Source organism: Nitrosomonas sp. Is35, from assembly GCF_033063295.1.
GTDB lineage: Bacteria > Pseudomonadota > Gammaproteobacteria > Burkholderiales > Nitrosomonadaceae > Nitrosomonas.
In genome coordinates this window covers 2,708,291-2,732,755 of the sequence record NZ_JAWJZH010000001.1, presented here as the reverse complement: position 1 = coordinate 2,732,755, position 24,465 = coordinate 2,708,291, and the positions used below count along the sequence as shown (strand labels likewise).

Sequence of the window (24,465 nt, the reverse complement as noted above, 5' to 3'; positions counted from 1 at the left end):
ATTATCCTGCTTCCTGTTGTCCGGCAATTTCTTCCAGTATTTTCATGAGATCAAAAGACTCTGATCTTTCCATACCATGCAAAAAGGCGATCAACTGCAGTGCGCCGCTCCCCTTGGCTGAGAAGCTACCATCTTGAAGCGCTTTGATGGTGAACTGAACGACATTTGGGCAATTTCTGCCTTGCTCAAAATAATCGCCAATCTTGGTTTTTAGTAACTCTTTATTATCGTTAGACAGATCACGCATTAAATCCTGTGGCTTGCATTTGTCTTTTTTTATCAGATTGTAAACAGAATCCAGCAATGAATTCGGCGTGGTTTGTGTTTGATCGTTGTTATGAGTTGAAGGGGTATTCGATTTGCCTTCAGCGCTGGATACTTGATCATCCGCAGAATTAGATGGGGGCGTTTTTTTCAGCTTTAAGAATTGACTGAATTGATAGACATCCAATCGTGATATTTCTTCTTGTGTACTGAGTGCCAGCCAGGTGATTACTTCCTCTTTATTGGCTTTATAGAGTCTGGTTAAATCATAGAGTGCTGTGACATCGGTGCAACGACCTGACCGGTATAATTCTCCGAGTGGATCGGGTAGATCGAGTAATGCAGCGTGCATGGTGATATAAGGATTGGTTTTGCCAATGAGTCTGGCAATTTCAGACTTGGTTTTACCACCTGCCAGTTGCCGCCCAATAAAGTCAGCAATCTCTCTGGAGGTTAAATCATCTCTTTGCAGATTTTCGATTACCTGATCCGCTTCGCTGTAATCGGTATCAATGAATGCAGGAATCTTGGTTAACCTGGCATTAATGCTGGCGCGATAGCGTCTCGCCCCATGATTGATGATATAAGTTCCCGGTTTATCCGGATTGGGGCGAACCGATATCGGTGATTTGACTCCGCGTAATTTAATCGTCTCCGTTAATTCTCGTAACGTTTCCTGATTAAACTCTTTCCTGGGTTGATGGATATCTTCGCTGATCAGCGTAATATCAATTTCTGTTGCGCCGATAGGCGCAACAAGCCCTTTTATATTTTCCTTTTTTCTCTCTGCCATTTTTATCTTGGACCTAACTTGTGCTCGTTATGCTGGGCAGAAATATTTATTTGGATTAAATGATTCTGCCAATTTATGATTAGAAAGATAGAAACGATGGATGCAGTCATCAACAAATATAAAAGCGCAAAAGTTGTTTTTGCGCTTTTATATTTTTATTCTTCTTGTTCAGTTTATTGAATGCCTAACCTCTCGTATCAGAAAACGGGTTACGTTTTTAGACTCGCCAGGTTTTCCATCAGCTACTCATCTATCCTCTATTCATCGCATTCTAAGGTAACTATTAATATTAATTATGTTGATATAAATCAATAACATGATAAATTTATAGTTTAAATTTCTATTTTAAATCTACTATTAATAATTATCCATAAGATATGTATATAACGAAACTATTATTCGGCCCTCCATTGAATTAATAAATTTGTGTTTTTATTTTGGATTAAAATAGCAGCAATACTACTGCAAAACAATGGTGCTGTTTAGTTAAGCTGCTTAAACCCTAAAAATGGCAGGGCTATTATATGTACAATTTAATCTTAATCACAAATATTTTGCGTATCCTTGATGAGAAGGATATGACCAAGTCCGAATTGGCAGAGAAGGCGGGGGTCTCTATATCTTTTTTTACCGATCTGACCAATGATAAAGCCAATCCATCACTCAGGATTATAGAAGCCGTCGCAGAAGCGCTCGAGACCCCACTACCGATGCTATTGGATAGCACGGATATGAGCACGGCTGATCTTGAAGCATTAACCAATCGAAAACTAAAGCATTTGCCTAAAGGCTTTGTCTGGAAAGGTGGCGTGCTAAGTGAATATGAGGCTTATCAAGTCGAGCAATGGGATAAAAAGAACAGAGCGTTCTTATTAAAAAATAAAAATTAAGCAAAAGAGAAAAATGTTAAAAGCAGTAAAAAAGTATTGCGCAAAATATAATTACGTTATATTGTAATGTCATGTGTAAGCTTCTGGAGTATTCGCATGACATCGCAAGATCAATTACCTTACATCGCATCCGTTAAAGACCGGGCAAAGAGCAAGCTGGAGCGCGATGCAAGGGAAATACTGTCTGCATTGCAAGATCCTGAAACGGTTGAAATCATGGTCAACGCCGATGGCCGTATCTGGCAAGAGAAACTAGGTCAAAAGATACAACATATCGGAAATATCCAAGCTGCCCAGGTTGAAGCGGTCATCAAAACGGTTGCAGGTTTCCACGGCAAAGAAATCAATCGATTCAACCCGATGATCGAAGGTGAATTTCCACTCGATAATTCACGCTTCGCCGGTCAACTGCCACCCATTGTTTCATCCCCCACATTTGCCATTCGTAAAAAAGCCATCAAGATTTTTACACTCGAGCAGTATGTGGAAACCGGTGTGTTGTCGCCCAGACACTGTGATGTCATTAAAGAGGCCGTGCGCAAGCACCGCAATATTTTGGTTATTGGTGGCACCGGGTCAGGTAAAACAACGCTGATCAACGCCATCATCAATGAAATGGTTGTCAATGACCCGGATGAGCGCATCTTTATCCTGGAGGATACCGGCGAGATTCAATGCACTGCCCGGAATTTTGTGCAGTATCACACCACGATCGATGTCGATATGACGCAATTGCTCAAAACAACCTTGCGTATGCGCCCGGATCGCATCCTGGTCGGTGAAGTGAGAGGCCCTGAAGCACTGGATTTGCTTGATGCCTGGAACACAGGGCATGAAGGAGGGGCTGCCACACTGCACGCCAATGATGCGCTATCAGGACTGACTCGTCTGGAATCCCTGATTTCACGCAATCCTTCAGCACCTAAAGAGATCATGCCATTGATCGCGGAGGCGGTTGATATGGTCGTACATATCACGCGCACACCCCACGGCAGGAAAATCCAGCAGATTATCGAAGTACAAGGTTTTAAAAGAGGAAGTTACCAAATCAAGAAGCTGTAAATAAATAACAGGAGTTAGTTAATGAAAATATTGCCTTCAATTTCACTCTTCTTCATTGTTTCTTTATGCAGTTTTCTTTTGTTTTTCTTGTTGATTGATAACGCACAAGCCGCTGTTGGCGCAGGCGGTGCGCTTCCCTATGAAACCTGGCTGGTGAATCTCAGAAACTCTGTTACCGGTCCCGTTGCTTTTACCCTATCCATTGTCGGCATTGTCGTTGCAGGCGGCATTCTGATCTTTGGTGGCGAACTCAACGCTTTTTTTCGCACACTGATTTTTATCGTGCTGGTTATGGCATTACTCGTCGGTGCCAACAACATCATGACCAATTTATTCCAGGGTGCGGTCATTCCGGGTGAAATGCCCCAAGATCAGGAATTAGTCGTAAATCCACAAGAATAGGAAGCAAACTAATGGCGCTTCGAACCATACCTATCCGTCAATCGGGAAACCGTCCCAACTTGTTTATGGGTGGCGACCGGGAACTGGTTATGTTTTCTATCCTGATTGCGGCTACTTCAATCTTTGTGGCTATGGAAATAAAGGCCACGCTTTTCGGCATAGCCCTATGGATCTTTGCACTGTTTGCACTGCGACTGATGGCAAAAAATGATCCGCAATTGCGTCATGTTTACCTGCGCCAGATGCAATACAAAAAATACTATCCGGCGCGCAGCACTCCTTTTCATGACAATACCCGCCAGCAGGAGAAACAGCATCTATGATTGCCGCTATTTCTATCTTTATCGCAATATGCGGTGCTGTGCTGCTCTTGATACTATTTATCCATATCCGTGATGCTGGCAAAGAATTAAAACTGGATCAACATCGATCCAAAAAAATGGGTTTTGCCGATCTGCTGGTGTATGCAGCCGTGGTGGAAGACGGCGTGATTGTCGGCAAGAACGGTTCATTAATGGCCGCCTGGATATTTCGTGGTGACGATACGGCCAGCAGCACCGAGATTGAGCGCGAGCGGGTGTCATTCCGCATTAACCAGGCTTTATCCCGTTTGGGCAATGGCTGGATGATTCATGTCGATGCCATCCGCAAACCCGCGCAAGGTTATTCAGACAAAGCGCTTTCCAATTACCCTGATCCCGTTACCGCTGCCATTGACGAGGAGCGGCGCAATCTGTTCGAGCGTATCGGCACCCTATACGAGAGTTGCTTTATCGTATCACTGACGTACTTGCCGCCGATGCTGGCGCAACGCAAGTTTGTTGAACTGATGTTTGACGATGAAGCCGAGGCACCCGACCAAAAAGCTCGCACGCAAGGATTGCTGGAATATTTCCAGCGCGAATGTGCCAACTTTGAATCCCGATTATCCAGCGTATTTCATCTGTCGCGTTTAAAAAGCCGCAAGCTGGTGAATGAAGACGGTACAACCATCATCCATGATGATTTCTTACAGTGGTTGCAATTATGCGTAACCGGCCTGGATCATCCGATGGTATTACCTACGAATCCGATGTATCTGGATACCTTGCTCGGTGGTCAGGAAATGTGGGGCGGGGTTGTGCCTAAAATTGGCCGCAATTTCGTTCAAGTGGTATCGATTGAGGGTTTCCCGCTGGAATCTTCTCCCGGCATGTTAAATCTGCTCTCTGAATTGCCGGGTGTGTATCGCTGGTCATCGCGATTTATCTTTATGGATGCGCATGAAGCGGTCAATCATCTGGAAAAATTCCGCAGACGCTGGAAACAAAAAATCCGTGGATTCTTTGACCAGGTGTTTAACCTGCAAAGCAGCAACATCGATGAAGACGCGCTCAATATGACTGAAGATGCGCAGTCTGCCATTGCGGAAACCAATAGCGGCATGGTCGGCCAAGGGTGCTATACCAGCGTGGTGGTGCTGATGATGGAAGATCGGGCAGCATTGGAAGAAGCCGGGCGTAAGGTAGAGAAAGCAATCAATCATCTGGGCTTTGCCGCGCGGGTTGAGACGATCAACACCATGGATGCGTATCTGGGCAGCTTGCCCGGTCACGGTGTTGAGAATGTGCGCAGACCTCTCATCAATACCATGAATCTGGCCGATTTGTTGCCGGTCAATACCATTTGGACAGGCAAACCCATAGCACCCTGTCCGATGTATCCGCCCAATTCACCCCCGCTGATGCATTGTGTCACACAAGGTGCTACGCCTTTCCGGCTGAATTTGCATGTGCGCGATTTAGGTCACACTTTCATGTTCGGCCCAACCGGAGCGGGTAAATCCACGCATTTGGCGCTGATTGCCGCGCAATTGCGGCGTTATCAGGGCATGTCGATTTATTGCTTCGATAAGGGGATGTCAATGTATCCACTCACAAAAGCAATAGGTGGCCATCATTTTACAGTAGCAGGGGATGATGAGTCGCTGTCTTTTTGTCCACTGCAATTCTTGCAGACTAAGGGAGATCGTGCCTGGGCGCTGGAATGGATTTGCATGGTGATAGAACTCAATGGCATTACCGTTACACCTTTGCAGCGTAATGAAATCAGTCAAGCCATTGCCAATATGCATCAAAGCGGCTCAAAAACCTTATCGGATTTGTCAGTGACAATCCAGGATGAATCGATACGCGAGTGTCTTCGGCAATATACCATCGACGGCATGATGGGGCACTTACTCGATGCTGAAGCCGATGGGTTGAATCTGTCTACCTTCACCACGTTCGAGATCGAAGAGTTGATGAATCTCGGTGATAAATACGCACTGCCGACGCTGTTGTATCTATTCCGGCGCATCGAGCGCAGCCTGCATGGTCAACCATCCGCGATTATCCTCGATGAAGCCTGGCTGATGCTGGGTCATCCGGTGTTTCGCGCCAAGATCCGCGAATGGCTCAAGGTCATGCGTAAAAACAATTGCCTAGTATTGATGGCAACGCAAAGCCTGTCGGATGCGGCCAACAGCGGAATTCTCGATGTCATTGTCGAATCCACCGCCACCAAGATATTTCTGCCCAACGTATTTGCGCGCGATGAAGAGGCTTCGGCACTCTACCGGCGCATGGGATTGAATACGCGCCAGATTGAGATCCTGGCTTCTGCCATTCCCAAACAGCAATATTACACCGTATCCGAGAACGGCAGGCGGCTCTATGACCTGGCACTCGGGCCATTAGCGCTGGCTTTTGTGGGATCTACGGATAAGGAATCAATCGCCACGATTAAAAACCTGTGCGACAAGTATGGCGACCTATGGGTTCACGAATGGCTGGCGATAAAAGGGTTGACGTTATCAGATTATGGAGTTGCTGCATGAATATGATCAACGAGCTATTCAAGTTAAAGCCGGTTGTGGATGAGACTATGCGTGCCAATGACGACAGGATGGAAGGTGGTCACCGCTGCGGTGAAAATGAAAACCCCTATCTGTCAGCACGGCGCACCTGGAATGACCATATGCGCGGGATTCAGGCTTCGCGCAATATGTGGCAAATGCTGGCGCTACTATGTTTGCTGATTGCGCTGGCTGGGGTGGGAGGAGTCATTGTCATCGGCAGCCAATCCAAATTCATCCCTTACGTGGTACAGGTTAATAAACTGGGAGAAGCCATCGCGGTTTCTCGTGCGGATATTGCTGCGGTGGCCGATCAGCGCGTAGTGCATGCGTCGGTTGCAGCGTTTATTAATGATTTGCGGATGGTGACACCGGATATCGCCTTGCAGCGACGTGCCATCTTTCGTGCGTATGCCATGCTATCCAATAACGACCCCGCCACGGCAAAAGCTAATGAATGGTTCAATAGTACTGAGGCCAGTAGTCCTTTCAAACGAGCTGAAACACAAACCGTTAATGTTGAAATCATATCGGTCATACCCCAATCACCGGAGACCTGGCAGGTCGATTGGCTGGAGAAAATCTATGACCGGCAGGGACACTTAACCGAGCCACCCTTCAAGATGCGTGCTCTGCTTAGGATTTATAACAAGCCGACCACGCAAAGCACGACGGAAGAACAGATCCGCAATAACCCGCTGGGTATTTATATCCAGGATTTCTCCTGGTCGAAACAGACATAAAGGGGCCGCTCATCATGAAACCGTTACTCTCATTAAGTACGCGCAGTACCATAGGCATGCTGAGCATGTTGACTTTATCCGTTGGACTGGTTACTCCAGGCTATTCTAATGGTTTGTCGGATGCGTATTTCTCCGATAAGAACCCTCAACTGACACCACAGGAACGCGCGGCCATCGATCTGGCCAAGAAATGGCAAGCAGTCAATCCTAACGGTACAAAGCCGGTTGCAGGGCCGGATGGATCCATTCGTTTTCTGTTTGGCTCGCAACAACCCAGCATCGTCTGTGCAGTATTGCAGGTATGCGATATCGAATTGCAGCCGGGTGAGCAGGTTAATTCCATCCACCTGGGTGACCAGGCACGCTGGTTGATTGAACCAGCAGTGACCGGCCAAGGTTCTGCTGAGGTGCAACATCTGATTGTAAAACCATTGGATGTGGGGCTTGAAACATCCTTGGTAGTGACGACCAACCGGCGCACGTATCACATGCGTCTTCGGTCTCACCGTCGTGATTTCATGCCGAGAGTCAGTTTTACTTATCCGGAAGATGCGCTGATTAAATGGGATGCGATTAGAGATAAAGAAAGCCATGTTATGGGAATCAGGAAATCGCGCACCCTTCCTGAAACCGGAGAATATCTGGGCAATCTGGATTTTGCGTATGCAGTGTCTGGCGATGCTACCTGGAAGCCGCTGCGTGTCTATAACGACGGTCAAAAAACCATCATACAAATGCCTGCCATCATGGCACAGACTGAAGCACCGACTTTGCTACTACTGAACAAAGAAGGCGGTATTTTTAGTGAAGATGAAACCGTTATGGTGAATTACCGCTTGCAGGGTGATCGCTATATTGTGGATACCGTGTTTGATCGTGCGATTCTGATTGCCGGTGTAGGCGGCAATCAAAGCCGGGTGACGATTACGCGGGGGAATTGATGATGAATAAAATGATCACCGCATCCAACGCTGTTTTTATCCTCATGCTGGTTTTATTGCTATTGAATGGTTGTGCTACGCACCCCTATGGCAATTTTATTCAGAATCCTTCAATCGAAACCAGCAAAGTCATGGCCGATGATGTGGCGGCCCAAATAGTGCGGCTGTACCCGGCGGCCAATACGCAGTTCAATCTGCGCCATGTGATTAATGATCCGTTTGGTCATGCCTTGATCGAGAACCTGAGACTGGCAGGGTTTGCAGTTCAGGAAGTCATTCAGCAACCAATCTTTGCTGCGCCGAATCAACCTGATACTGAGTCGCAAAAAGGCCTGGCCTTGAGTTACATCATTGACCAATCGGGGGATTTGTATCATGTCAAACTCATGATTGACGATATGCGCTTATCGCGCGCATTCAGTGTGCAAGGCGATAGTACCCATCCTGCCGGTCTTTGGGTCAGAAAAGAATAAGGGGGTGAGGGTGATATGTCAACCAATTCTAAACTCCTGTCACCGGATTCATCTCCAGATGTAGTTGCCAAAAACGTTGGGGTGCGGCGCGTCAATAATCTTCCGATCGTCATTTTCGGTGCGATTATGCTGATATTCATGTTGCTCATGATGATCGTCGCCATGAATCGGGCAGCTGAACGCGGTCAATACGATTTTGATGGTAATCATGATACTCAGTCGAGCAATTCTTTTGCCTCACTGATTGCCAAAGACTATATCGGAGGCATTATCGAACCCAAAACTCAGACTAAAACTTCTGATTTAACCGAAAAAGCACCCCTACATGGAATCATCATTGAGCGGCCATCAGATCTGGATCGGCCGCCTCTGCCGCCCTCTATGGATACTGTCGATCCATCGCTTCACGCTGATATTGCCCATATTCGGATGCTGAAACGCCAGCAACTGGAAGAGGCGATCAAGGCTAAAACCAATGTGAATGTCATTGCGCCCAGAAGTACGGGATCATCACCGGATTTAGCCAATGCCGGTGCACCTAAAACACGTGATGAAATGCTGGCAAAATTGGCATCGGTGCGTCAACAGATTGATTCAAACCTGCGTGAAGATCCAACGGCTGCGTATCATGCGCGCCTGGCGCAGTTGCGGCAGGATGGAGCCGGAGGAACGGGAGCGGGTAGAAGTGATGAATCCATGGACGATGGCGCCCCTCGATTGCTGGATGACGAGTCCGGTACACGGGATAGGGATTATTCGCGCTTTGATTCAGCAGAAGGAGAAGCACGCTGGAAATTGAATAGCGAAGTGCAAAAGCCCGCATCGCCTTATGTCCTGCAAACAGGGTTTGTCATACCGGCAACTCTGATATCCGGTATCAATTCGAGTCTGCCGGGGCAGATCATGGCACAGGTCAGCCAACATATTTATGATTCCCCCATTGGTAAATGGCGTTTGATTCCACAAGGATCAAGATTAGTGGGTACGTATTCCAGTGAAGTGGAATTCGGTCAGGCACGAGTGCTGGTTGCCTGGCAACGCATCATTTTTCCAGATGGTAAAACTATGGATATTGGTGCCATGCCGGGCGCTGACGGGGTGGGTTACGCAGGTTTTAAGGATCTGGTCAATAACCATTATCTACGCATCTTTGGTTCAGCCCTGATCATGTCGGCTATTGTGGCCGGTGCCACGTACAGTCAACGTGATGCAGGTGGTGCGTTCGGGCGGCAAAATGCGGGCAGCATCATGAGTCAATCGCTCGGTCAGCAATTGGGGTTGGTAACCGCCAATCTCATTCGTAAAAACCTGAATATATCCCCAACGCTTGAAATCAGGCCTGGGTATCGCTTCAACATCATTGTGACCAAAGACATGAGGTTTTCCAAACCGTATCAATCATTTGATTATTAATAACAGGAGTGATCAAACATGATAAATAGCAAAAATCTAGCTGCTCAGTTGATCGTAATTCTGCTCGCACTGGGTAATGCCGGTTATTCATCGGTTATCAAAGCAGGCGGCCTTGCCGTCATTGATATAGCGAACATAAAACAAACCACAACGACCGCTATTGAGAATGTAGCGCAGACACTGAAGCAGATCGAGCAGTATCAGACACAATTGCAGCAATATGAAAACATGATCCGCAACACGCTGGCGCCACCAGCTTATGTTTGGGCGCAAGCGCAATATACGATGAACCGGTTGCTCTATCTGACCAATACCATACGCTATTATGAACAACAGTATGGAGGGCTGGATGGTTATATGCAGCGGTTTCGCAATGTTGAATATTATCGCAGTTCCCCGTGCTTTAGTTTGCAGGAAAAATGCAATGAAGGCGCCTGGAAACTCCTGAAGGATGGACAAAATACCAGCACCGATGCGCAGAAAAACGCCAATGATTCGCTCTTGCGGGGTTTAAGCGAACATCAGAATCAGATCCCGCTCGATGCAGCGCACCTGCAAGTCTTACAACAAAGAACCGAATCTGCCCAGGGACAAATGGAAGCTCTGCAATATGCCAACCAGCTGGCCGCGTACCAGGCAAACCAGTTACTGCAGATGCGCCAGATGCTGATTGCCCAGCATAATGCTGCCAATACGCAGAGTCAGGCCGAGGTGGATCAAAAGGCCATGCAGCAGGCTACGCGTGAGGCAGCAACCAAGCGATTGAGTCCTGAAATACTGCCAGTTGGTAGAAACTGGTCTGTGAAAGATGCCTTTTGAAACACCAACTCAAGGAGATACCGATGAAAAAAGGCTATTTGATTATTGCAGTGATCTACTCATTGTCTTTGTTGCTGCTGTCAGGGTGTTATAAGGATGGCGATGGCAAGCTTGAACTGAAGGAGCCTAAAAAGGAATTAAGTGAAATGCCGGAAAGAAAGAACTGGCTTGAAATGGATATTTCTGATCCTGATAAATTTAAGAAACAAATGGATGGTTCTGAGTAGCTAATTACATAGGCTCTAGACTAGCAGAAACAATCTGTTAGTCTAGAAAGATGTTAAGAAATAGCAAATTAAGTGATTATTCTGTTAAAAAAATAATTCAATGCTTATGCATTGATATACCAGCCAGCAAAACAGCGCTGCTATTAGGTAAAAATCGTAACACGATTAATATGATGGCATATACAGGCAAGTAATTTACCGCCATCAGACTGCCCTTAAAGACAAGTTGTTAGGCAGAGTGGAAGTTGATGAAAGCTATTTTGGTGCGAAACGGCATCGTGGTTATCACGGCAAACTCAAACGCGGTCGCGGTACATTAAAACAACCTGTATTCGGAGTGTTTGAGCGAGATGGCAGGGTATACACCGAAATAGTACCGGACTGTAAACGCTTGACCTTACAAGCGGTAATACTGGGTAAAGTGTCGATTGAAAGTGTCATTTATAGTGATGGCTGGCGTGGCTATAATGGTTTGGTAGATGTGGGATACTCCAAGCATTTTCGAGTATCGCACGGTGACAATGAATTTGCCCGTGATGGGCATTGCCACATTAACGGTATTGAATCGTTTTGGAGTTTTACCAAGCGACGATTGGCAAAGTTTAACGGCGTATCAGTTAACTTTGAGCTGCATTTGAAAGAATCTGAATGGCGCTGGAAAAAACAACCTGATGAACTTGCTACTGAACTATGGCAGCTCGTTAGATATTATTAACCTCTGATAGTCTAGAGCCTTACATATTATGGGAATAGCAAGATGCTTAAGAATCCAGGCGTAATTTTCCTTGTTTTTATTGTATCGTCAAGTTTCTCATCTGTTGTGTTTGCAGAGCTTGCTTACATTGATCCTGCTACGAATCAAAGTGTATTAGATCAGGTAATTCAGAAGTTTTTAGGAAAAGCCAAATCTTGGCAAGCGGTCATTCAAGGTGCTGCTGAGCGCTTGTTCTGGACGTTGGTGCTGATTTCCATGGTGTGGACATTTGGAGTGATGCTGTTGCGCAAAGCCGATATCGCGGATTTCTTTGCTGAGTTTACCCGTTTTATTATCTTCACCGGGTTTTACTTCTGGCTGCTGACTAATGCAGTGTCTGGACACAATATTGCGGGTACTATTATTGCCTCGATGCAGCAGTTAGGCGGTACTGCTGCTGGCCTACCTAGTGGTGCCAGTCATTCCAGTATTATGGATATAGGTGTTTTAATCTGGAATCAAGCAACGAGTAATCTTACAATACTGCAACCGGTCGATAGTCTGATTGCTGTCATCATATCGTTGATAGTTCTTATTGTTTTAGCGGTAATTGCAGTGAATATGCTGCTTTTGTTAATCTCATCCTGGGTGCTAATGTATGCGGGTATCTTCTTTTTGGGTTTTGGCGGCGCACGTTGGACATCCGACATCGCCATAAACTACTTTAAAACAGTTCTGGGTGTTGGTATTCAGCTATTTGTTATGCTCCTGATCGTTGGTATTGGTAGTGATCTGTTATCCAGTTTTTACGCCAAAATGGGTAAAAACGTTCTGAATTATGAAGAACTGGCGGTCATGCTGATTTTTACGATTGCATTTTTTGTGTTGATTTCCAGATTACCATCGTTACTTGCTGGCATTATAACGGGAAGCAGCATAGGCTCGAGCGCTGGAATTGGCAGTTATAGTGCAGGTAGTTTTATGGCAGCGGCCGGTACGGCAGCAGCCGTTGCGTCTTATGGCGGCACACTGGCAGCCGGTCGGCTGACAACAGCAAGAAGTGCGGGAATGGATGCTTTGCGGAGTGCAATTGAAAAAGGTCAGGCCCAGGAATCATCAGGTATGAACAATATTTCGCGAGGAGGGAGTAAATAATATAGGTAAGGCATTCAAGCGATTCGCTCCATGATGGATTTACCGCCGGATATGCAGGAAAGGATAGTGTGTTCAATCACTGCTGCCATCAAGTATGAAATACCAGCCAATATCATGCTGGCGATAGCCGAGAAAGAGAGTGGTAAACCGGGCCAATGGGTGCGTAACAGTAACGGTACTCACGATATTGGCTCGATGCAGTTTAATACTTTATTTCTTCAAGATTTATCGAAATATGGCATTACACCTGATCATGTGGAAAATCCGGGGTGTTATGCTTATGATCTGGCCGCATGGCGAGTGCGTTTACATATCAAAAATGATAAAGGCGACATCTGGACAAAAGCAGCCAATTATCATTCACGTACGCCAAAATATAATGCAAAGTATCGGGCTGATTTGATTACTAAGTCCGTCAAATGGGCAAACTGGCTAGAAGCTCGATTCCCTTCTTCAAATATCCCTAATTAGAGACCTTTGCAAAACTATCCACTTCTGCTGCAAATTCTTAAAAACCCAATTCAATGTTGAAATTCTGGGGAATTTTAGTGAATTTTTTGCAAAAACCAAGAGATAAAGACATTATTACGCCATTTCTTTGTTAGAAGACGCAACTAGCTTGTGGTTGTCGTGGTAGAAGCCTCTCAACATACAATCTTGGCAACCTTTTCAGGTTATAGGCCATAGCCTGCAGGATATGCCAGGCATGTGCTTTGGCTCGACCGTAGTAACGGAGGATCTTGCTACCAAACCAGCGTGTTTGACTGCCAAAGGTACGTTCCACGACATACCGGGCTTGTGTAATTAAACGATTGCGCTGTATTTGCCGCGCAGTCAACGGTTTGTTCTTCAAGGCTTTATCCTGAATGCCATTTTTGATGCCGCGCGATTTAAAGGCTTCACGATGTTTCTGACTACAGTAAGCTTTATCAGCATGAACCCGGGTACCTAGTACGATCCCGGCTTTATCGAGCAGTGTTAGCAGCAGCTTGCTGTCATGGCAATTAGCGGCCGTTGTTTCAACAGCCATCACCAAACCATTGTGATCAACCAGCGTGTGCTGTTTATAACCAAAAACCGATTGGCCGCCTTTTTTAACCCAACGCGCCTCAATATCGACACCAGGTTGAGTGACCGCGATGACCCGCATGGATGTTTGTGCGTCTGTTTCGTCATCACGCTCTTCGCGATCACTAACTACTTCATAGGCGGGCCGGGTCTTTGGCTTACGTGGACTAGGCGTGATGCTGGCGTCAACGTGACATCCAGTGGCTACAGTAACATTGAGCAGCTGAATTTGGTGATTGATTTGCCCCAATAAACCATCCCACGCTGCGGCTATCGTCAAACGGGTTCTGAAACGCGACAGCACAGAATGATCCGGTACTTCATCTTCAAGTGACAATCCCAGAAATCGCATCACGTGCAAATTAGAATTAGCCATTTCTTCAACCGCTTCATCACTTAAACCACCATTCCAGATTCCCACTAACAGCATTTTGAAAAGCAGCAACCCAGGATAGGCAGGACGTCCTGTTATGTCCGATAGTGGTGCATAATGAACTGAGATCGCCTTCTCTATCGAGTCCCAGTCTATCAATTCATCGATTTGCTTCAAGAAATTCCCTTTGCGGGTTCGGCGGGTTACATCATATTCAGAAAAACTCATTGGATTAGTCCAACACCATGATTCAAAAATAAATTATATCATCTCGCGCAGCTAAATCTGCTCTTGACCGTGCAAAGGTCTCAATTAGTAAGAATTCTTTTCCAAAATAGACCTGACTCAGAGGTACTGAGACCATTGCAGAATGCCGTAAAATTATAATTCCGGTGTGATTCCGGATTAATTTGTCAGAGACCAATTATTTTTTAACGGTTTCTCCGCAAATGAATGAGGAATATTTACACACAACCGGCCGTATCTAAGGGGGAGCAATATTCCTAGGTTTGTATGATCATTCGACGGTCGACAAAAAGTCTGGGTAACCATAAAATTATTATTGGACGGTTTTTTTTCCTAAACGCATGCTTTTCAGCTTTGAAATAAAGAATCCGGTCAAAATCACTCCAAAAACTCCTCCCGCCACATCAATAAAAAAGTCGCCCAGCAACGCTGTCCGTCCTTTGATATACAGTTGTGCGAATTCAGTACCTGCGGCCAGCATAAGAATAATCGTTACTGTCTGAAGGATTGATTCCTTTCTCATCGTTATGCAGAGAATTGCACCAAATAAGAAAAAAAAGCACAGATGCCAGACCTTGGATAAATTCCACGGGATAGCGGATTTGAATGATCCGCTATCCAGCAGGATTTTGACTTCGGTCAATACTTGATTTTTCATATCGCCCGGTATGGCAGTGCCCGCAATGATAAAGATGAAAATGGAAATTAATAGTAAGCGGCTGAAGAGATTCATTTCGCTAACAAAAAGAAATGAACCGGCAAACAGCAGGAAATAAGCGCTCCATGCGATCAGAATGAAGCTTTTCGCCCATCGATAAGCTTCATTTTCATGTACCGGGTAAACATGAATATTCTGAAATTGCAACGACCCGCTGGATTGACTGAGTTGCGCAAGCAGCCAGATTTTTTCAGTATCCGGTGCAATGGTGAAAGTTTTGCGGTAATTTTTCCAGTCATGACTTCCAGTCAGGTCCACTGCAGAGTGCGGCAGATCCCAGCGGTTTTTTTTTCCATCATTTTGCGCCAATAGCAATCTTCCCGCGTTCCAGGATTGCTTGCCCGTTTTCACGCTATCGCATTTCACATCGGCGGAAACCAATAAAACAGTGCCGGGATTTACCATCCGGAGATCCAGGTGCGCGCTGGCGCCAATTCTTGCATCGCTGGAAAAAAGGGTTAAGCCCTTTTCTGTATAATCAACCCGGCTGTTTTCCGTTGACCGGAATTTCCAGTTTCCGGTCAAAAGATCAGGACCGATTTGCAGATACTGGTCAAACTGGTGATAGCACACCAATGTGGCAATGGCAAGCAGGATGAAAAGAAAACAGTGTGTTTTAAATAAAGGCATACAGTGAACCGCTGCGCATGACAGGCTGGAAAAAATTACGCAGCTATTGAATTCAGGAAAATTGATCGAACACATTTTTCCTCGCATCGGATGGCTCAAGGAAACTTTGAAAGACTACTTCACTTGGCCATTCTGCGTTGAAATCAGGTTCAAGATGTTTATTTACCACTTGTAAAGTAAGCTTTTTAACTTTATTTGCCTTGCCTGACTATCGCTAGCTAGCTTTTTCAGGGCATCCTTAGATGGAGATAATTTTCTACTTGGACCAGGGAAATTTGAATCCACTATGAGAAGGTTTGGCGGGGTCTTGATCTAGCCGTTCGCCAACTTCGACAGATGATCCCAGTTCTTTTTCTGGAACTGGGGCAGTTTGTTCAACTATGGGTTCTCCAGATTTGATTACTTGTTGAGGTTCCAAGATGTTATTTAATTGCTTGATTAATTGGCTGACAGCATCAAAATTTAATGCAACACGGCATGTCATTTTTGCATCAATGATATTTGGAATATTTTCTCCTGAAGCGAGCATTCGATTCAAAGATGCAATCAGTTGAATATCGAGATATCCAAAATCAAGCATTACGATTTCTTTACTTCCTAAAGCTGAGGTAACATTCGAATAGATCGGTTGGATTGAGTTATCCATTTGTTTTATCCGTATGTTAATTTTTTTCAGTTGTTGGTTTGATACATCATTGTTTTTATCTTTTAATGTATTATTGTCAGGCATTTTTATCTCTTACTTTGATTAGAAACCTCAGTTCAAGAAATAATTCAACATATTTTTAAGCGGGAATGCCGTTATTTTTTATTTCAATAACTTGGGTGTAATAAAAATCGATCATTAAGATTCACATTAATCAAGTGGCAAATTTAAATTCTTTTGTTTTAAGAATTTCTACAAACTGATTTTTCGGTAATGGCTTACTATATAAATAGCCTTGCATCCAATAGCAACCATGCTTTCTCAAGTAATTCGATTGATAAAATGTTTCCACACCCTCTGCTATCAGATTAAGCTTAAGTTCATGCGCGATTGAAATAATAGCCGACAAAATCGGCAAACTGATATTGTCCTCTTTAATTTCCCGGACAAACGATTGATCGAGCTTAATGGTATCAATTGGGAAATGCTTAAGATAATTTAAAGAAGAATAACCTGTTCCAAAATCATCAATAGCAATTTTGACACCCAGTTTTCTCAGTTGCCACAACTGATCAATTATGTGCTTAGAATTAAAAATATTGAAATTTTCCAGAATCTCGATCTCTATCTGTTCGGGACGAACGCTATAATGCTTCATAGCTGCTGTTAATTGAGCAACAAAATCCAGGCGTTCCAGATAAGTGGGGGATATGTTGATAGAAATCTGGTCTATGTAGTAATTCATCGAATTCCAGTCGTGCAACGTCTGCATTACGTCATTAATTACCCATTCGGTAATTGGTATGATAAATCCGCTATCTTCAATATAATCAATGAACGCTCCTGCAGTTAACAAGCCTCTCTCGGGATGATTCCAGCGAATTAAAGCTTCCGCGCCAACCACCTGACAACTAACGGCATTGACTTGCGGTTGGTAGTACATTTCAAATTCGTTTTTATCCAGTGCAGCACTGAGATCTTGATTGACGATCATTTTTACATTCGAGTGATTTAACATTGAATTGTTGAAGAAACGATAGCCGTTTTTGCCTTTGGCTTTTAAATCTTGCATAGCCAAGTCCGCTTTTGTTAACAACTCATCAACTGTTTCACCATCTTGGGGATAACAAGCAACACCGATACTGGCAGATATCTTTATTTTTTTATTGCCTAGATGAAACGGTTCTCTAAAGCTTATAAGTAGACTCTCAGTGAAGCATGCGGTATCTTGTTGATTATTAATTCCTTCTAATAAAAGAACAAATTCATCCCCCCCCATCCTCATTAACGTATCGGTTTGTTTAATGTAACGTTGAATTCGATTGGCTACCTGCCGCAAAAGCTCATCGCCCTTTTCTAGACCATATGAATCATTGATTAATTTAAATTGATCCAAGTCAATTATCATCAACACCAAGCTTGTTTCATTTTGAATAGCTTGTAATTTAGCGAAGTCAAATTCTTTAAGAAAAGAGTATTTGTTTGGTAAGCCCGTTAGGATATCGCAATTCTCATGGTAATGATTCGTGCCATTTGTTCCTTTCATATCTACAATTTTATTAATAATTCCAAAGGAGCCTAAGTATTTATTTTCTTCGATTTTTTCATACTCTGAATAAATGCCAATCGAGCTGCAAGAAACACATAAGCTTGTTTTGATAGTTGTTGTGCTTTCATATTGATCGGGAAGCTTTCGTTTGAGACGGAATTCAACATTGTAGGAAGCGCGCTCACTAATTCTTCGCTCTAAAAAAACATGGCGCGCCATTGACAAATCTGCTTCATCAACCAGTTGCGAAAAATGCATTCCAATTAAATTCTTGGCTCTATAGCCGAGAATTTCATAAACTTGTTCACTAACAAATACAAATTTTCCTTCTTTATCGAGTATAAAAATAAAACTTGCCAATGAATTTATCAAAAAGCTATAAAAATCATTAAATTTTCTCAGTAATCTTGCATCATAACAATCTTCCAGTGTTATATTTCTTGTGCGATTGTTCTGATTAGTAGATTCTTCAAGTGTCTCAATTTCTTCTAAAATCTTAAAAATTGCTCTTGAATCTGATGAGATTGTACGCATCTTTAGAAATAGTAAACTATGTCGAATTTTTCCTAGTTGAAGTCGCAAATAAAAACTGAGAGTCAACTTTATTTGGGCTAATACAACTATGTTAATTGATTGCCTATCGCCATTAAATGAGTGCCAATACTCAATTTAGATGATCACCAAATGGTGGTTATAGCGCTTTTCCTTAGTGATCGGGGCATTGGCAAAAAATCACACTGTAGCGGTCAACTGATTGCGGATAAAAAATAAGCCAGATTTTCAGTCTTTGCTGGCAGGATGCTATTGCTGTAATGTTGTGGCCGGTTTTGGGAGTTAATCTCTTCCGGGTTTAATTCCTTGTCCCTTGGGGCGAAAGTTGGTTGAAAACCAGCAGTCTGAAGAGCGCTTTTAATACCTCGCTGCTTGTGGCGGGGTGCTTTATTGCTTGAGAATTAAGCGAAATTGTCTCTGCTAGTTTAGAGTTTTTTCATTTAAAAATGAGGATCAATACTCATTTTATTTAAAAGTAAATTGAAGTAAGATCGCGACTACATTCCCTGTCAGAATCTGGGTTAATCGAAAGATTCATAAATTTATCCTAGTGAGAATTAAATATGAGCAATTACGCTGTTAAATCCTATGATTCTTCTAAAGGCGCCACTCAGTTTATTCCATCGCAAGATTTTTTTTATTATTGCAGAACACAGTTAAAAGAAAACTTGCAGAAAGTCGAAACCATTTTTCGTGAAGTGCCCTTGCCTCGTGGCAAGATGGAATATATCGGTTATTTTTGCGGTCGAAGCGGATCTGCAGTAGAACTTAATGCAACCAAAACTAAGCGGTCAGGTTTACTTAAGGCCATTAATGAATTGGTGATTTCGTATATCAATATCATGGGCGGGTCAAAATCTGATAATAATGATTTCAATGATAACTCATTGTCTGAGCTAGAGAAAACTATCAACAATTATGTGAGTATACGTGAGACTATTTATTCGAATGTTCTTTTGCAGAACCATCTAATTAATGAACGTATACAGCTTGATGTTGTGCTTAAAGAACTTGATTTGTTATGTAGTAAAGTTGAGTTTCCAAAGAACGAATTGAATTATATTCATTTCTTTTGTGGTAAGAGCGGAACTCTGCAAGAACTTTTATTTACAGAGAATAAGCGCAAAACTCTTTACAAGCTTACCGCTTCATTATTGCGCTTTTATATCGGCATTGCCGATGAGATGGAGGCTGCGGGCTATACGACCGATGCAAAAAATAGTGTCATAAACCGTGTTGATTACTATATTCAATTACGGGAAACTGTACGGTGCAGCGTCTTAATGCAAACTCGCCTAGTGAAAGCGCGGGCAGAGTTGGATTCAGCGCTTGAAAAAGTGCGGTCTTTATGCATCAAAGTCAATTTTCCTAAAGATGAGTTAGAGCATATTCTTTACTTTTGTGGGAAGAGAGGTAATGCAGAAGATCTCGAATTAAGAAAAATATTGCGTAATAATTTCAATAAAGCAGTTATTGATTTGTCATGTGCTTATACGATTCTTGCCGAAGAAATGGAAGCAGCGGGATACTCTGTGAATCAATTGGAGAAAATTGAAAATTCGATAAAATTTTACAGTAATGTGCGCTTTCAGATGATTCGATATGAATCCTATGATTGCAATCATGTTTAATCTCCTCCGGTTTAATACCTCGCTGGTCTCGCGGAGGGTGCTAAATTGATTATGAAACGATGAATATGAGTTCTAATATGCAGCACCTTCAGGAAAGTAGTTGCGGAAATAATAATCAACGACTTAATGAGCTATTGTATGAACTTGATACTTTTTGTGTGAATGTAAGTACGCCAAAAGGAATTTTGGAGCACATTCGGTATTTTTGTGGAGAATATGGCAAAATCGAAGACTTATTGGACCGTAACGAAGAGAGGGCCGGTTTATATAAAAAAATAGCATCCTTGTTGTATGTTTACATCAAAATTGCGGATCGGCCCGAGTTTTCAAACTGTTCTGATCAATATATTGAATATATAGATAGGCGTGTTGATTTTTACGTTATGTTGCGAGAACTTATACGTTGCAATGTCGAATTACTTCATCTTGCTCCGGGGGTGGTTTTGTATGAATCAACCATATGTTTATTTGATAGTTATTTATACCTAATAAAAAAAATTCAAAAGAAAGAGCGTTCGCCTCAAGGCATTAGATATATAAATTCACGTTTAGACTATTACATTAAATTAAGAGAAGTTATCTGTTTTGATAGACCCCCAAAAAAATCTTGAGAAGTTTTCTTAACTTCTCAGACTTATTCTACTACTTTTCCGATTATTCAATTTTTGCGGAGAAACTAATTAAAAAATTAGTTACAGTAAGAATCAATCGAAAGATTTGCTCTTGATAGAGTATTGATATCAAAAAATATTGTTAAATAACATTATTAAAATAGATTCTCATGTTATGAATATAATCAATGCCAAAATTCCATACCAAGCAGAAATTGATAAAAAATCGCTAAGCATTGTTCAGATTAATTCTGGGATTTTTTTTGAGGCAATCGAACAAGCCATGGATGGCATTGCACTACTGGATAGTGAAGCCAAATTTACTTATCTAAATAATTCATATGTAAGAATTTTAGGATATCAAGATCAAGAAGAATTGATAGGGAACTCATGGCGCGTTTTATATCAAGAGCCTGAGATTAGCAGAATTGAGCAAGAAATCCTTCCAATTTTATTCAGAGATAGAAGTTGGAAGGGTTATACACATGGAACAAAAAAAGATGGAACACCAGTTTTAAAAGAATTATCACTAACAAAGCTAGATGATGATGGATTTATCTGCATATGCAGAGAAATAGATTTTTACAGAAAAAAAGAAATAGCATTACAACGTATGGCGATTGTAGCGGAGAAAACCAGTAGCCTGGTGCTGATTGCCGATCAACAAGGCAAGATAGTCTGGACGAATAATAGCTTCCGCGCAAAACTGGACTATTCATTACCTGAAGCCGAACAACTGTCGTTGATCGATTTTTTGCACGCCAAGAATATTTCGAGAAGGTCTTTTAAGTCAATTCATGACTCGTTGAGTAAGAGTGGAGTTTTTGTCGGTGAAATTGAATTCGTCAAAAAAAATAACACCGCAATTCATCTCTATGTCGATTTCACGGCAATTCATGACAAGGATGGAAATCTGGATCATTTTATATCTGTTAATCATGATATTACGCCGATAAAAGAAGCAGAGGAACAACTTAAGAATAGCTTGCAATTAGAACGGCAGTTGAATCTATTTAAAACGCAATTTATTAATCTGGTTTCTCATCAGTTTCGCACTCCTCTGGCTACCATGCGAACGGCTTTGGACGTGCTCGATTTAAAATTGCAAAAGGATAATTACACGAAATTTCATGATGTTTTTCAGAAATATAAAACGATCATGGCAAAAGAAACTTTGCGCATGGTGAAACTCCTGGAAAACATTTTGGAGCTGGGCAGAATCGATGAAAATAAAATTGATCTGATCAAGAAAGAAGTGTCCTTAAAAAAATTTCTCAATCAATTTATAAATAATTTTAATCTTACGTATGATGATAAGAGAAAATTAAAATATTTTTTTATTGCGCCTGATAACACTGTATGTCTTGATGAAATGATTTTTACAAATGTTCTGGAAAATATCATTTCGAATGCTTTTAAATACTCGCAAGGCAGGCAAGAACCTGAGCTGGGCGTCACGTATCATGATTCCGCTTATTTTCTAACCATAAAAGATTATGGGATAGGAATCCCAGATGGCGACAAAAAGTTTTTGTTTCAATCCTTTTTTAGGGCACGCAATGCAAAAAATTTGCAAGGATCTGGCTTGGGGTTGTTAATAGCAAAAAGGTTAATACAACTTCATGGTGGTGATATAAGCATTGACAGTAAATTAGATGAAGGCACCACGGTCACTATTAAATTGCCTCTTAACTAAAGTTGAGTTATTGAATTCAGAGCATTATACGTAACTGAGTATATCTCGATAATAACATTGGAGCGACTAAGAATTAGGCAGCATGGAATTCAAAGTCGCTAGTTCAAAACGCAACATTACTTTAATAAAAACACAACTATGAATTCTATTAAATTTCTGATTCTTGTCATTGAAGATGAAGATGAATTGCGTGAGGGAATCTGTGAATTGATTGAACATTTTGGATATGAAGCAATACCTGCCAAGACCGGCGTAGAAGGTTTAAAGCTTTTGCTTCAAAAAATACCGGATGTCGTTCTCTGCGACATTATGTTGCCGGACATGGATGGTTATGAAGTGTTGCGCAGAATGAAAGAGATACCTCATTCCGCTTTTAATTCAAAAGTGAGCGTGCTATCGACAGCCTTTATATTTCTGACGGCAAAAGCAACTCATGCCGATATTCGGGTGGGTATGAACCTGGGGGCGGATGACTATATCTGCAAACCGTTTTCAAAAGAGGAGCTATTCAACAGCATTCATGCGCGATTGGAAAAATTGAAGGAATTAAGAAAATTGCAAATGTATGAATCGATTCGAGCCAATCAGGATCAGGTGGTTTTTAATGAAAAATTAGATGTTCTTACAAAAAAAGAAGCCTACATTTTCGATTTGATAGCTCGAGGTTATACGTCGGAAGAAATTGCGAGAACCTTGTTTTTAAGCAGAAGAACCATAGAAAATCACCGGAATAATATTTCCCGGAAACTTAATCTCAGCGGTCCCAATAGTTTGGTTGGTTTTGCCATACGTGCCAAATTGTCAAAAACTCTAAATTAATAACAGGCCTCTCAATCAGTGCCCGTGCCCAGCCCGGCAAAAGGATAAAGATTACGTCTCCCCATCTTACCGGCAAACTTGCCGGTAAGATGGATAGCGTTTTGCTGTCATAAGTTGAAAATCGGTTCAATCGTCTTCGCCGGGGCTAAAACCTTTTGCGGCAGCATCTTGTAGTGTATCGAGCTTTAGCGCTACTTCCGCATACATTCTCCACGACCTGGCATTCCCGGTCCGAAGTTCCTGTGCATTTACCTCAAAAGCAACAAATCCATCGCGCCATATGTAGCGAACGCGATTACCTCATATCAATTCATCTTCGAAACTTCATTTCAGGGGATAAAGTAATTCATAGAACCATAAAAAAGAGTATCAATACTCATGAAAATGAGTATTTATGCTCATTAACTTTCTGATCTGTATTGATTAAAGTTAACAAAAAAACTGTCGCGTGTTTTGCGTCCGTGGTTCAACAACGATTCCTTGTCTTTGGTCAAATGGTGGTTTTTACCTGAATTTAAGCGAATAAATCTATGGGCAATCTCAAGTTGGTATCTTCTCAATCATTTGCGAACAGATCGCCAATAAAAAAAACAAGAAAATTATTAATTGCCGATGCGAGCGTGAAAGATGTGGATGTGCTCATTGCGGGTCTCAAGCTGGGGATTGACTGCTGGATGATTGAAAAGGATGGCGGCGCGCAAGAGTTATTAAAGAAGGCATTCAGTAACTACGAGCTATCGGTGCTTCACTTGCTCGGCCATGGCATGCCGGGTTCGATCACTTTGGGGGATGTAAAAGTCGACATTGCCAATTGGTCATATTTAACCGGCGGTATTTCAGAAATTGCGCAAATGCAGCCGGGAAAAATTTCATCGTGGCAAAAAAATACAACTCTTTCACATCAATGGAATATCTGTTTTTGGTCGTGCAATACCGGAAAAGGAAGCAAAGGCAAGATTTTTATGCAGCACGTGGCGGATTGCACGGGAGCGAATGTTTATGCATCGAGCAATTTGGTTGGTCATTCGAAATGCGGGGGAGGTTGGCAACTCGATGTGGTTGCATATCCGCGCTATAGCATCAATGCAATAAAGAATTAAACATGAAAAAAGAAACGTTGGTTAGAGCACGCAGGATAAGTGCGGTTGCCGTGAACGCGGACCGGCAAGATTCAT

At 42.7% G+C, this 24,465-nt stretch carries 23 protein-coding genes and 1 pseudogene; 19 read left to right on the top strand and 5 right to left on the bottom strand.

Translation table 11 applies throughout. The features are described 5' to 3' along the window. Window position 1 precedes the first annotated feature (1 nt). Window positions 2-1,057, bottom strand: coding sequence for a ParB/RepB/Spo0J family partition protein (locus R2083_RS12745; RefSeq protein WP_317531620.1), 1,056 nt, complete (start codon window positions 1,055-1,057; stop codon window positions 2-4). Window positions 1,058-1,581: 524 nt separating this feature from the next. Between R2083_RS12745 and R2083_RS12740 the strand changes: the two genes are divergently transcribed. From R2083_RS12740 to R2083_RS12675, 14 genes and pseudogenes are all read left to right on the top strand, one after another. After that, window positions 1,582-1,947: a helix-turn-helix domain-containing protein gene (locus tag R2083_RS12740; protein ID WP_317531619.1), complete on the top strand. Its 366-nt coding sequence runs from the start codon at window positions 1,582-1,584 to the stop codon at window positions 1,945-1,947. Between the two features lie 96 nt (window positions 1,948-2,043). Further along, window positions 2,044-3,009 carry a P-type conjugative transfer ATPase TrbB gene (gene trbB / locus R2083_RS12735; RefSeq protein ID WP_317531618.1) on the top strand — a complete coding sequence of 322 codons (966 nt, stop codon included), beginning with the start codon at window positions 2,044-2,046 and terminating at the stop codon, window positions 3,007-3,009. A gap of 21 nt (window positions 3,010-3,030) precedes the next feature. Continuing rightward, complete coding sequence (locus tag R2083_RS12730; protein WP_317531617.1) at window positions 3,031-3,411, top strand: TrbC/VirB2 family protein; 381 nt, start codon at window positions 3,031-3,033, stop codon at window positions 3,409-3,411. Window positions 3,412-3,422: 11 nt separating this feature from the next. Then, window positions 3,423-3,734, top strand: coding sequence for a conjugal transfer protein TrbD (locus R2083_RS12725; RefSeq protein ID WP_317531616.1), 312 nt, complete (start codon window positions 3,423-3,425; stop codon window positions 3,732-3,734). After that, the gene (locus R2083_RS12720; RefSeq protein ID WP_317531615.1) at window positions 3,731-6,268 is read left to right on the top strand and encodes a VirB4 family type IV secretion/conjugal transfer ATPase; all 2,538 of its coding nucleotides are present in this window, start codon (window positions 3,731-3,733) and stop codon (window positions 6,266-6,268) included. Before R2083_RS12725 ends, R2083_RS12720 begins: the two co-directional genes overlap by 4 nt. Beyond that, the gene (locus R2083_RS12715; RefSeq protein WP_317531614.1) at window positions 6,265-7,029 is read left to right on the top strand and encodes a VirB8/TrbF family protein; all 765 of its coding nucleotides are present in this window, start codon (window positions 6,265-6,267) and stop codon (window positions 7,027-7,029) included. The genes R2083_RS12720 and R2083_RS12715 overlap by 4 nt, the downstream gene beginning before the upstream one ends. Before the next feature lie 14 nt (window positions 7,030-7,043). Further along, the gene (trbG, locus tag R2083_RS12710; RefSeq protein WP_317531613.1) at window positions 7,044-7,970 is read left to right on the top strand and encodes a P-type conjugative transfer protein TrbG; all 927 of its coding nucleotides are present in this window, start codon (window positions 7,044-7,046) and stop codon (window positions 7,968-7,970) included. Between the two features lie 2 nt (window positions 7,971-7,972). Continuing rightward, window positions 7,973-8,443, top strand: coding sequence for a conjugal transfer protein TrbH (locus R2083_RS12705; protein WP_317531612.1), 471 nt, complete (start codon window positions 7,973-7,975; stop codon window positions 8,441-8,443). A gap of 15 nt (window positions 8,444-8,458) precedes the next feature. Continuing rightward, entirely contained in the window at window positions 8,459-9,856 is a 1,398-nt protein-coding gene (locus R2083_RS12700) for a TrbI/VirB10 family protein (protein WP_317531611.1), read from the top strand. An 18-nt stretch (window positions 9,857-9,874) separates the two neighbouring features. After that, window positions 9,875-10,675, top strand: a complete 801-nt coding sequence (gene trbJ, locus R2083_RS12695) for a P-type conjugative transfer protein TrbJ (protein ID WP_317531610.1) — start codon at window positions 9,875-9,877, stop codon at window positions 10,673-10,675. A gap of 23 nt (window positions 10,676-10,698) precedes the next feature. Continuing rightward, window positions 10,699-10,902 (top strand): hypothetical protein, encoded by a 204-nt coding sequence (locus R2083_RS12690; protein ID WP_317531609.1) that lies wholly within the window; start codon window positions 10,699-10,701, stop codon window positions 10,900-10,902. Between the two features lie 50 nt (window positions 10,903-10,952). Beyond that, window positions 10,953-11,617: pseudogene (locus R2083_RS12685) on the top strand (IS1595 family transposase). 42 nt (window positions 11,618-11,659) lie between these two features. After that, window positions 11,660-12,751: a P-type conjugative transfer protein TrbL gene (gene trbL / locus R2083_RS12680; RefSeq protein ID WP_317531608.1), complete on the top strand. Its 1,092-nt coding sequence runs from the start codon at window positions 11,660-11,662 to the stop codon at window positions 12,749-12,751. Between the two features lie 30 nt (window positions 12,752-12,781). Beyond that, window positions 12,782-13,222, top strand: a complete 441-nt coding sequence (locus tag R2083_RS12675; RefSeq protein WP_317531607.1) for a transglycosylase SLT domain-containing protein — start codon at window positions 12,782-12,784, stop codon at window positions 13,220-13,222. Between the two features lie 130 nt (window positions 13,223-13,352). Here the strand turns inward: R2083_RS12675 and R2083_RS12670 are convergent, their stop codons facing one another. From R2083_RS12670 to R2083_RS12655, 4 genes are all read right to left on the bottom strand, one after another. Next, window positions 13,353-14,420, bottom strand: coding sequence for an IS5 family transposase (locus tag R2083_RS12670; protein WP_317531606.1), 1,068 nt, complete (start codon window positions 14,418-14,420; stop codon window positions 13,353-13,355). Window positions 14,421-14,751: 331 nt separating this feature from the next. Beyond that, window positions 14,752-15,786 carry a VanZ family protein gene (locus R2083_RS12665; RefSeq protein WP_317531605.1) on the bottom strand — a complete coding sequence of 345 codons (1,035 nt, stop codon included), beginning with the start codon at window positions 15,784-15,786 and terminating at the stop codon, window positions 14,752-14,754. Window positions 15,787-16,042: 256 nt separating this feature from the next. Next, window positions 16,043-16,516: a hypothetical protein gene (locus R2083_RS12660; RefSeq protein WP_317531604.1), complete on the bottom strand. Its 474-nt coding sequence runs from the start codon at window positions 16,514-16,516 to the stop codon at window positions 16,043-16,045. A gap of 130 nt (window positions 16,517-16,646) precedes the next feature. Then, a complete protein-coding gene (locus tag R2083_RS12655) occupies window positions 16,647-18,515 on the bottom strand; it encodes a bifunctional diguanylate cyclase/phosphodiesterase (RefSeq protein ID WP_317531603.1) in 1,869 nt (622 codons plus the stop codon). A 581-nt stretch (window positions 18,516-19,096) separates the two neighbouring features. On the opposite strand from R2083_RS12655, the gene R2083_RS12650 reads away from it, so the two are divergent. From R2083_RS12650 to R2083_RS12630, 5 genes are all read left to right on the top strand, one after another. After that, on the top strand, window positions 19,097-20,164 hold the full coding sequence (locus tag R2083_RS12650; RefSeq protein ID WP_317531602.1) for a hypothetical protein: 1,068 nt from the start codon (window positions 19,097-19,099) through the stop codon (window positions 20,162-20,164). A 59-nt stretch (window positions 20,165-20,223) separates the two neighbouring features. Next, complete coding sequence (locus tag R2083_RS12645; protein ID WP_317538666.1) at window positions 20,224-20,775, top strand: hypothetical protein; 552 nt, start codon at window positions 20,224-20,226, stop codon at window positions 20,773-20,775. A 175-nt stretch (window positions 20,776-20,950) separates the two neighbouring features. After that, entirely contained in the window at window positions 20,951-22,471 is a 1,521-nt protein-coding gene (locus tag R2083_RS12640) for a sensor histidine kinase (protein WP_317531600.1), read from the top strand. Window positions 22,472-22,609: 138 nt separating this feature from the next. Next, a complete protein-coding gene (locus R2083_RS12635) occupies window positions 22,610-23,290 on the top strand; it encodes a response regulator transcription factor (RefSeq protein ID WP_317531599.1) in 681 nt (226 codons plus the stop codon). Between the two features lie 530 nt (window positions 23,291-23,820). Next, entirely contained in the window at window positions 23,821-24,390 is a 570-nt protein-coding gene (locus R2083_RS12630; protein ID WP_317531598.1) for a DUF4347 domain-containing protein, read from the top strand. Window positions 24,391-24,465 lie beyond the last annotated feature (75 nt).

Coding starts and splice junctions, on each gene's coding strand:
- R2083_RS12640 (WP_317531600.1), top strand. CDS start 20,951: ATGAATATAATCAATGCCAAAATTCCATACCAAGCAGAAATTGATAAA.
- R2083_RS12655 (WP_317531603.1), bottom strand. CDS start 18,515: ATGCGTACAATCTCATCAGATTCAAGAGCAATTTTTAAGATTTTAGAA.
- R2083_RS12745 (WP_317531620.1), bottom strand. CDS start 1,057: ATGGCAGAGAGAAAAAAGGAAAATATAAAAGGGCTTGTTGCGCCTATC.
- R2083_RS12740 (WP_317531619.1), top strand. CDS start 1,582: ATGTACAATTTAATCTTAATCACAAATATTTTGCGTATCCTTGATGAG.
- trbL (WP_317531608.1), top strand. CDS start 11,660: ATGCTTAAGAATCCAGGCGTAATTTTCCTTGTTTTTATTGTATCGTCA.
- R2083_RS12670 (WP_317531606.1), bottom strand. CDS start 14,420: ATGAGTTTTTCTGAATATGATGTAACCCGCCGAACCCGCAAAGGGAAT.
- R2083_RS12650 (WP_317531602.1), top strand. CDS start 19,097: ATGAGCAATTACGCTGTTAAATCCTATGATTCTTCTAAAGGCGCCACT.
- R2083_RS12690 (WP_317531609.1), top strand. CDS start 10,699: ATGAAAAAAGGCTATTTGATTATTGCAGTGATCTACTCATTGTCTTTG.
- trbB (WP_317531618.1), top strand. CDS start 2,044: ATGACATCGCAAGATCAATTACCTTACATCGCATCCGTTAAAGACCGG.
- R2083_RS12705 (WP_317531612.1), top strand. CDS start 7,973: ATGAATAAAATGATCACCGCATCCAACGCTGTTTTTATCCTCATGCTG.
- R2083_RS12645 (WP_317538666.1), top strand. CDS start 20,224: ATGAATATGAGTTCTAATATGCAGCACCTTCAGGAAAGTAGTTGCGGA.
- R2083_RS12700 (WP_317531611.1), top strand. CDS start 8,459: ATGTCAACCAATTCTAAACTCCTGTCACCGGATTCATCTCCAGATGTA.
- R2083_RS12660 (WP_317531604.1), bottom strand. CDS start 16,516: ATGCCTGACAATAATACATTAAAAGATAAAAACAATGATGTATCAAAC.
- R2083_RS12715 (WP_317531614.1), top strand. CDS start 6,265: ATGAATATGATCAACGAGCTATTCAAGTTAAAGCCGGTTGTGGATGAG.
- R2083_RS12635 (WP_317531599.1), top strand. CDS start 22,610: ATGAATTCTATTAAATTTCTGATTCTTGTCATTGAAGATGAAGATGAA.
- R2083_RS12630 (WP_317531598.1), top strand. CDS start 23,821: ATGGGCAATCTCAAGTTGGTATCTTCTCAATCATTTGCGAACAGATCG.
- R2083_RS12720 (WP_317531615.1), top strand. CDS start 3,731: ATGATTGCCGCTATTTCTATCTTTATCGCAATATGCGGTGCTGTGCTG.
- R2083_RS12675 (WP_317531607.1), top strand. CDS start 12,782: ATGATGGATTTACCGCCGGATATGCAGGAAAGGATAGTGTGTTCAATC.
- R2083_RS12725 (WP_317531616.1), top strand. CDS start 3,423: ATGGCGCTTCGAACCATACCTATCCGTCAATCGGGAAACCGTCCCAAC.
- R2083_RS12730 (WP_317531617.1), top strand. CDS start 3,031: ATGAAAATATTGCCTTCAATTTCACTCTTCTTCATTGTTTCTTTATGC.
- trbJ (WP_317531610.1), top strand. CDS start 9,875: ATGATAAATAGCAAAAATCTAGCTGCTCAGTTGATCGTAATTCTGCTC.
- R2083_RS12665 (WP_317531605.1), bottom strand. CDS start 15,786: ATGCCTTTATTTAAAACACACTGTTTTCTTTTCATCCTGCTTGCCATT.
- trbG (WP_317531613.1), top strand. CDS start 7,044: ATGAAACCGTTACTCTCATTAAGTACGCGCAGTACCATAGGCATGCTG.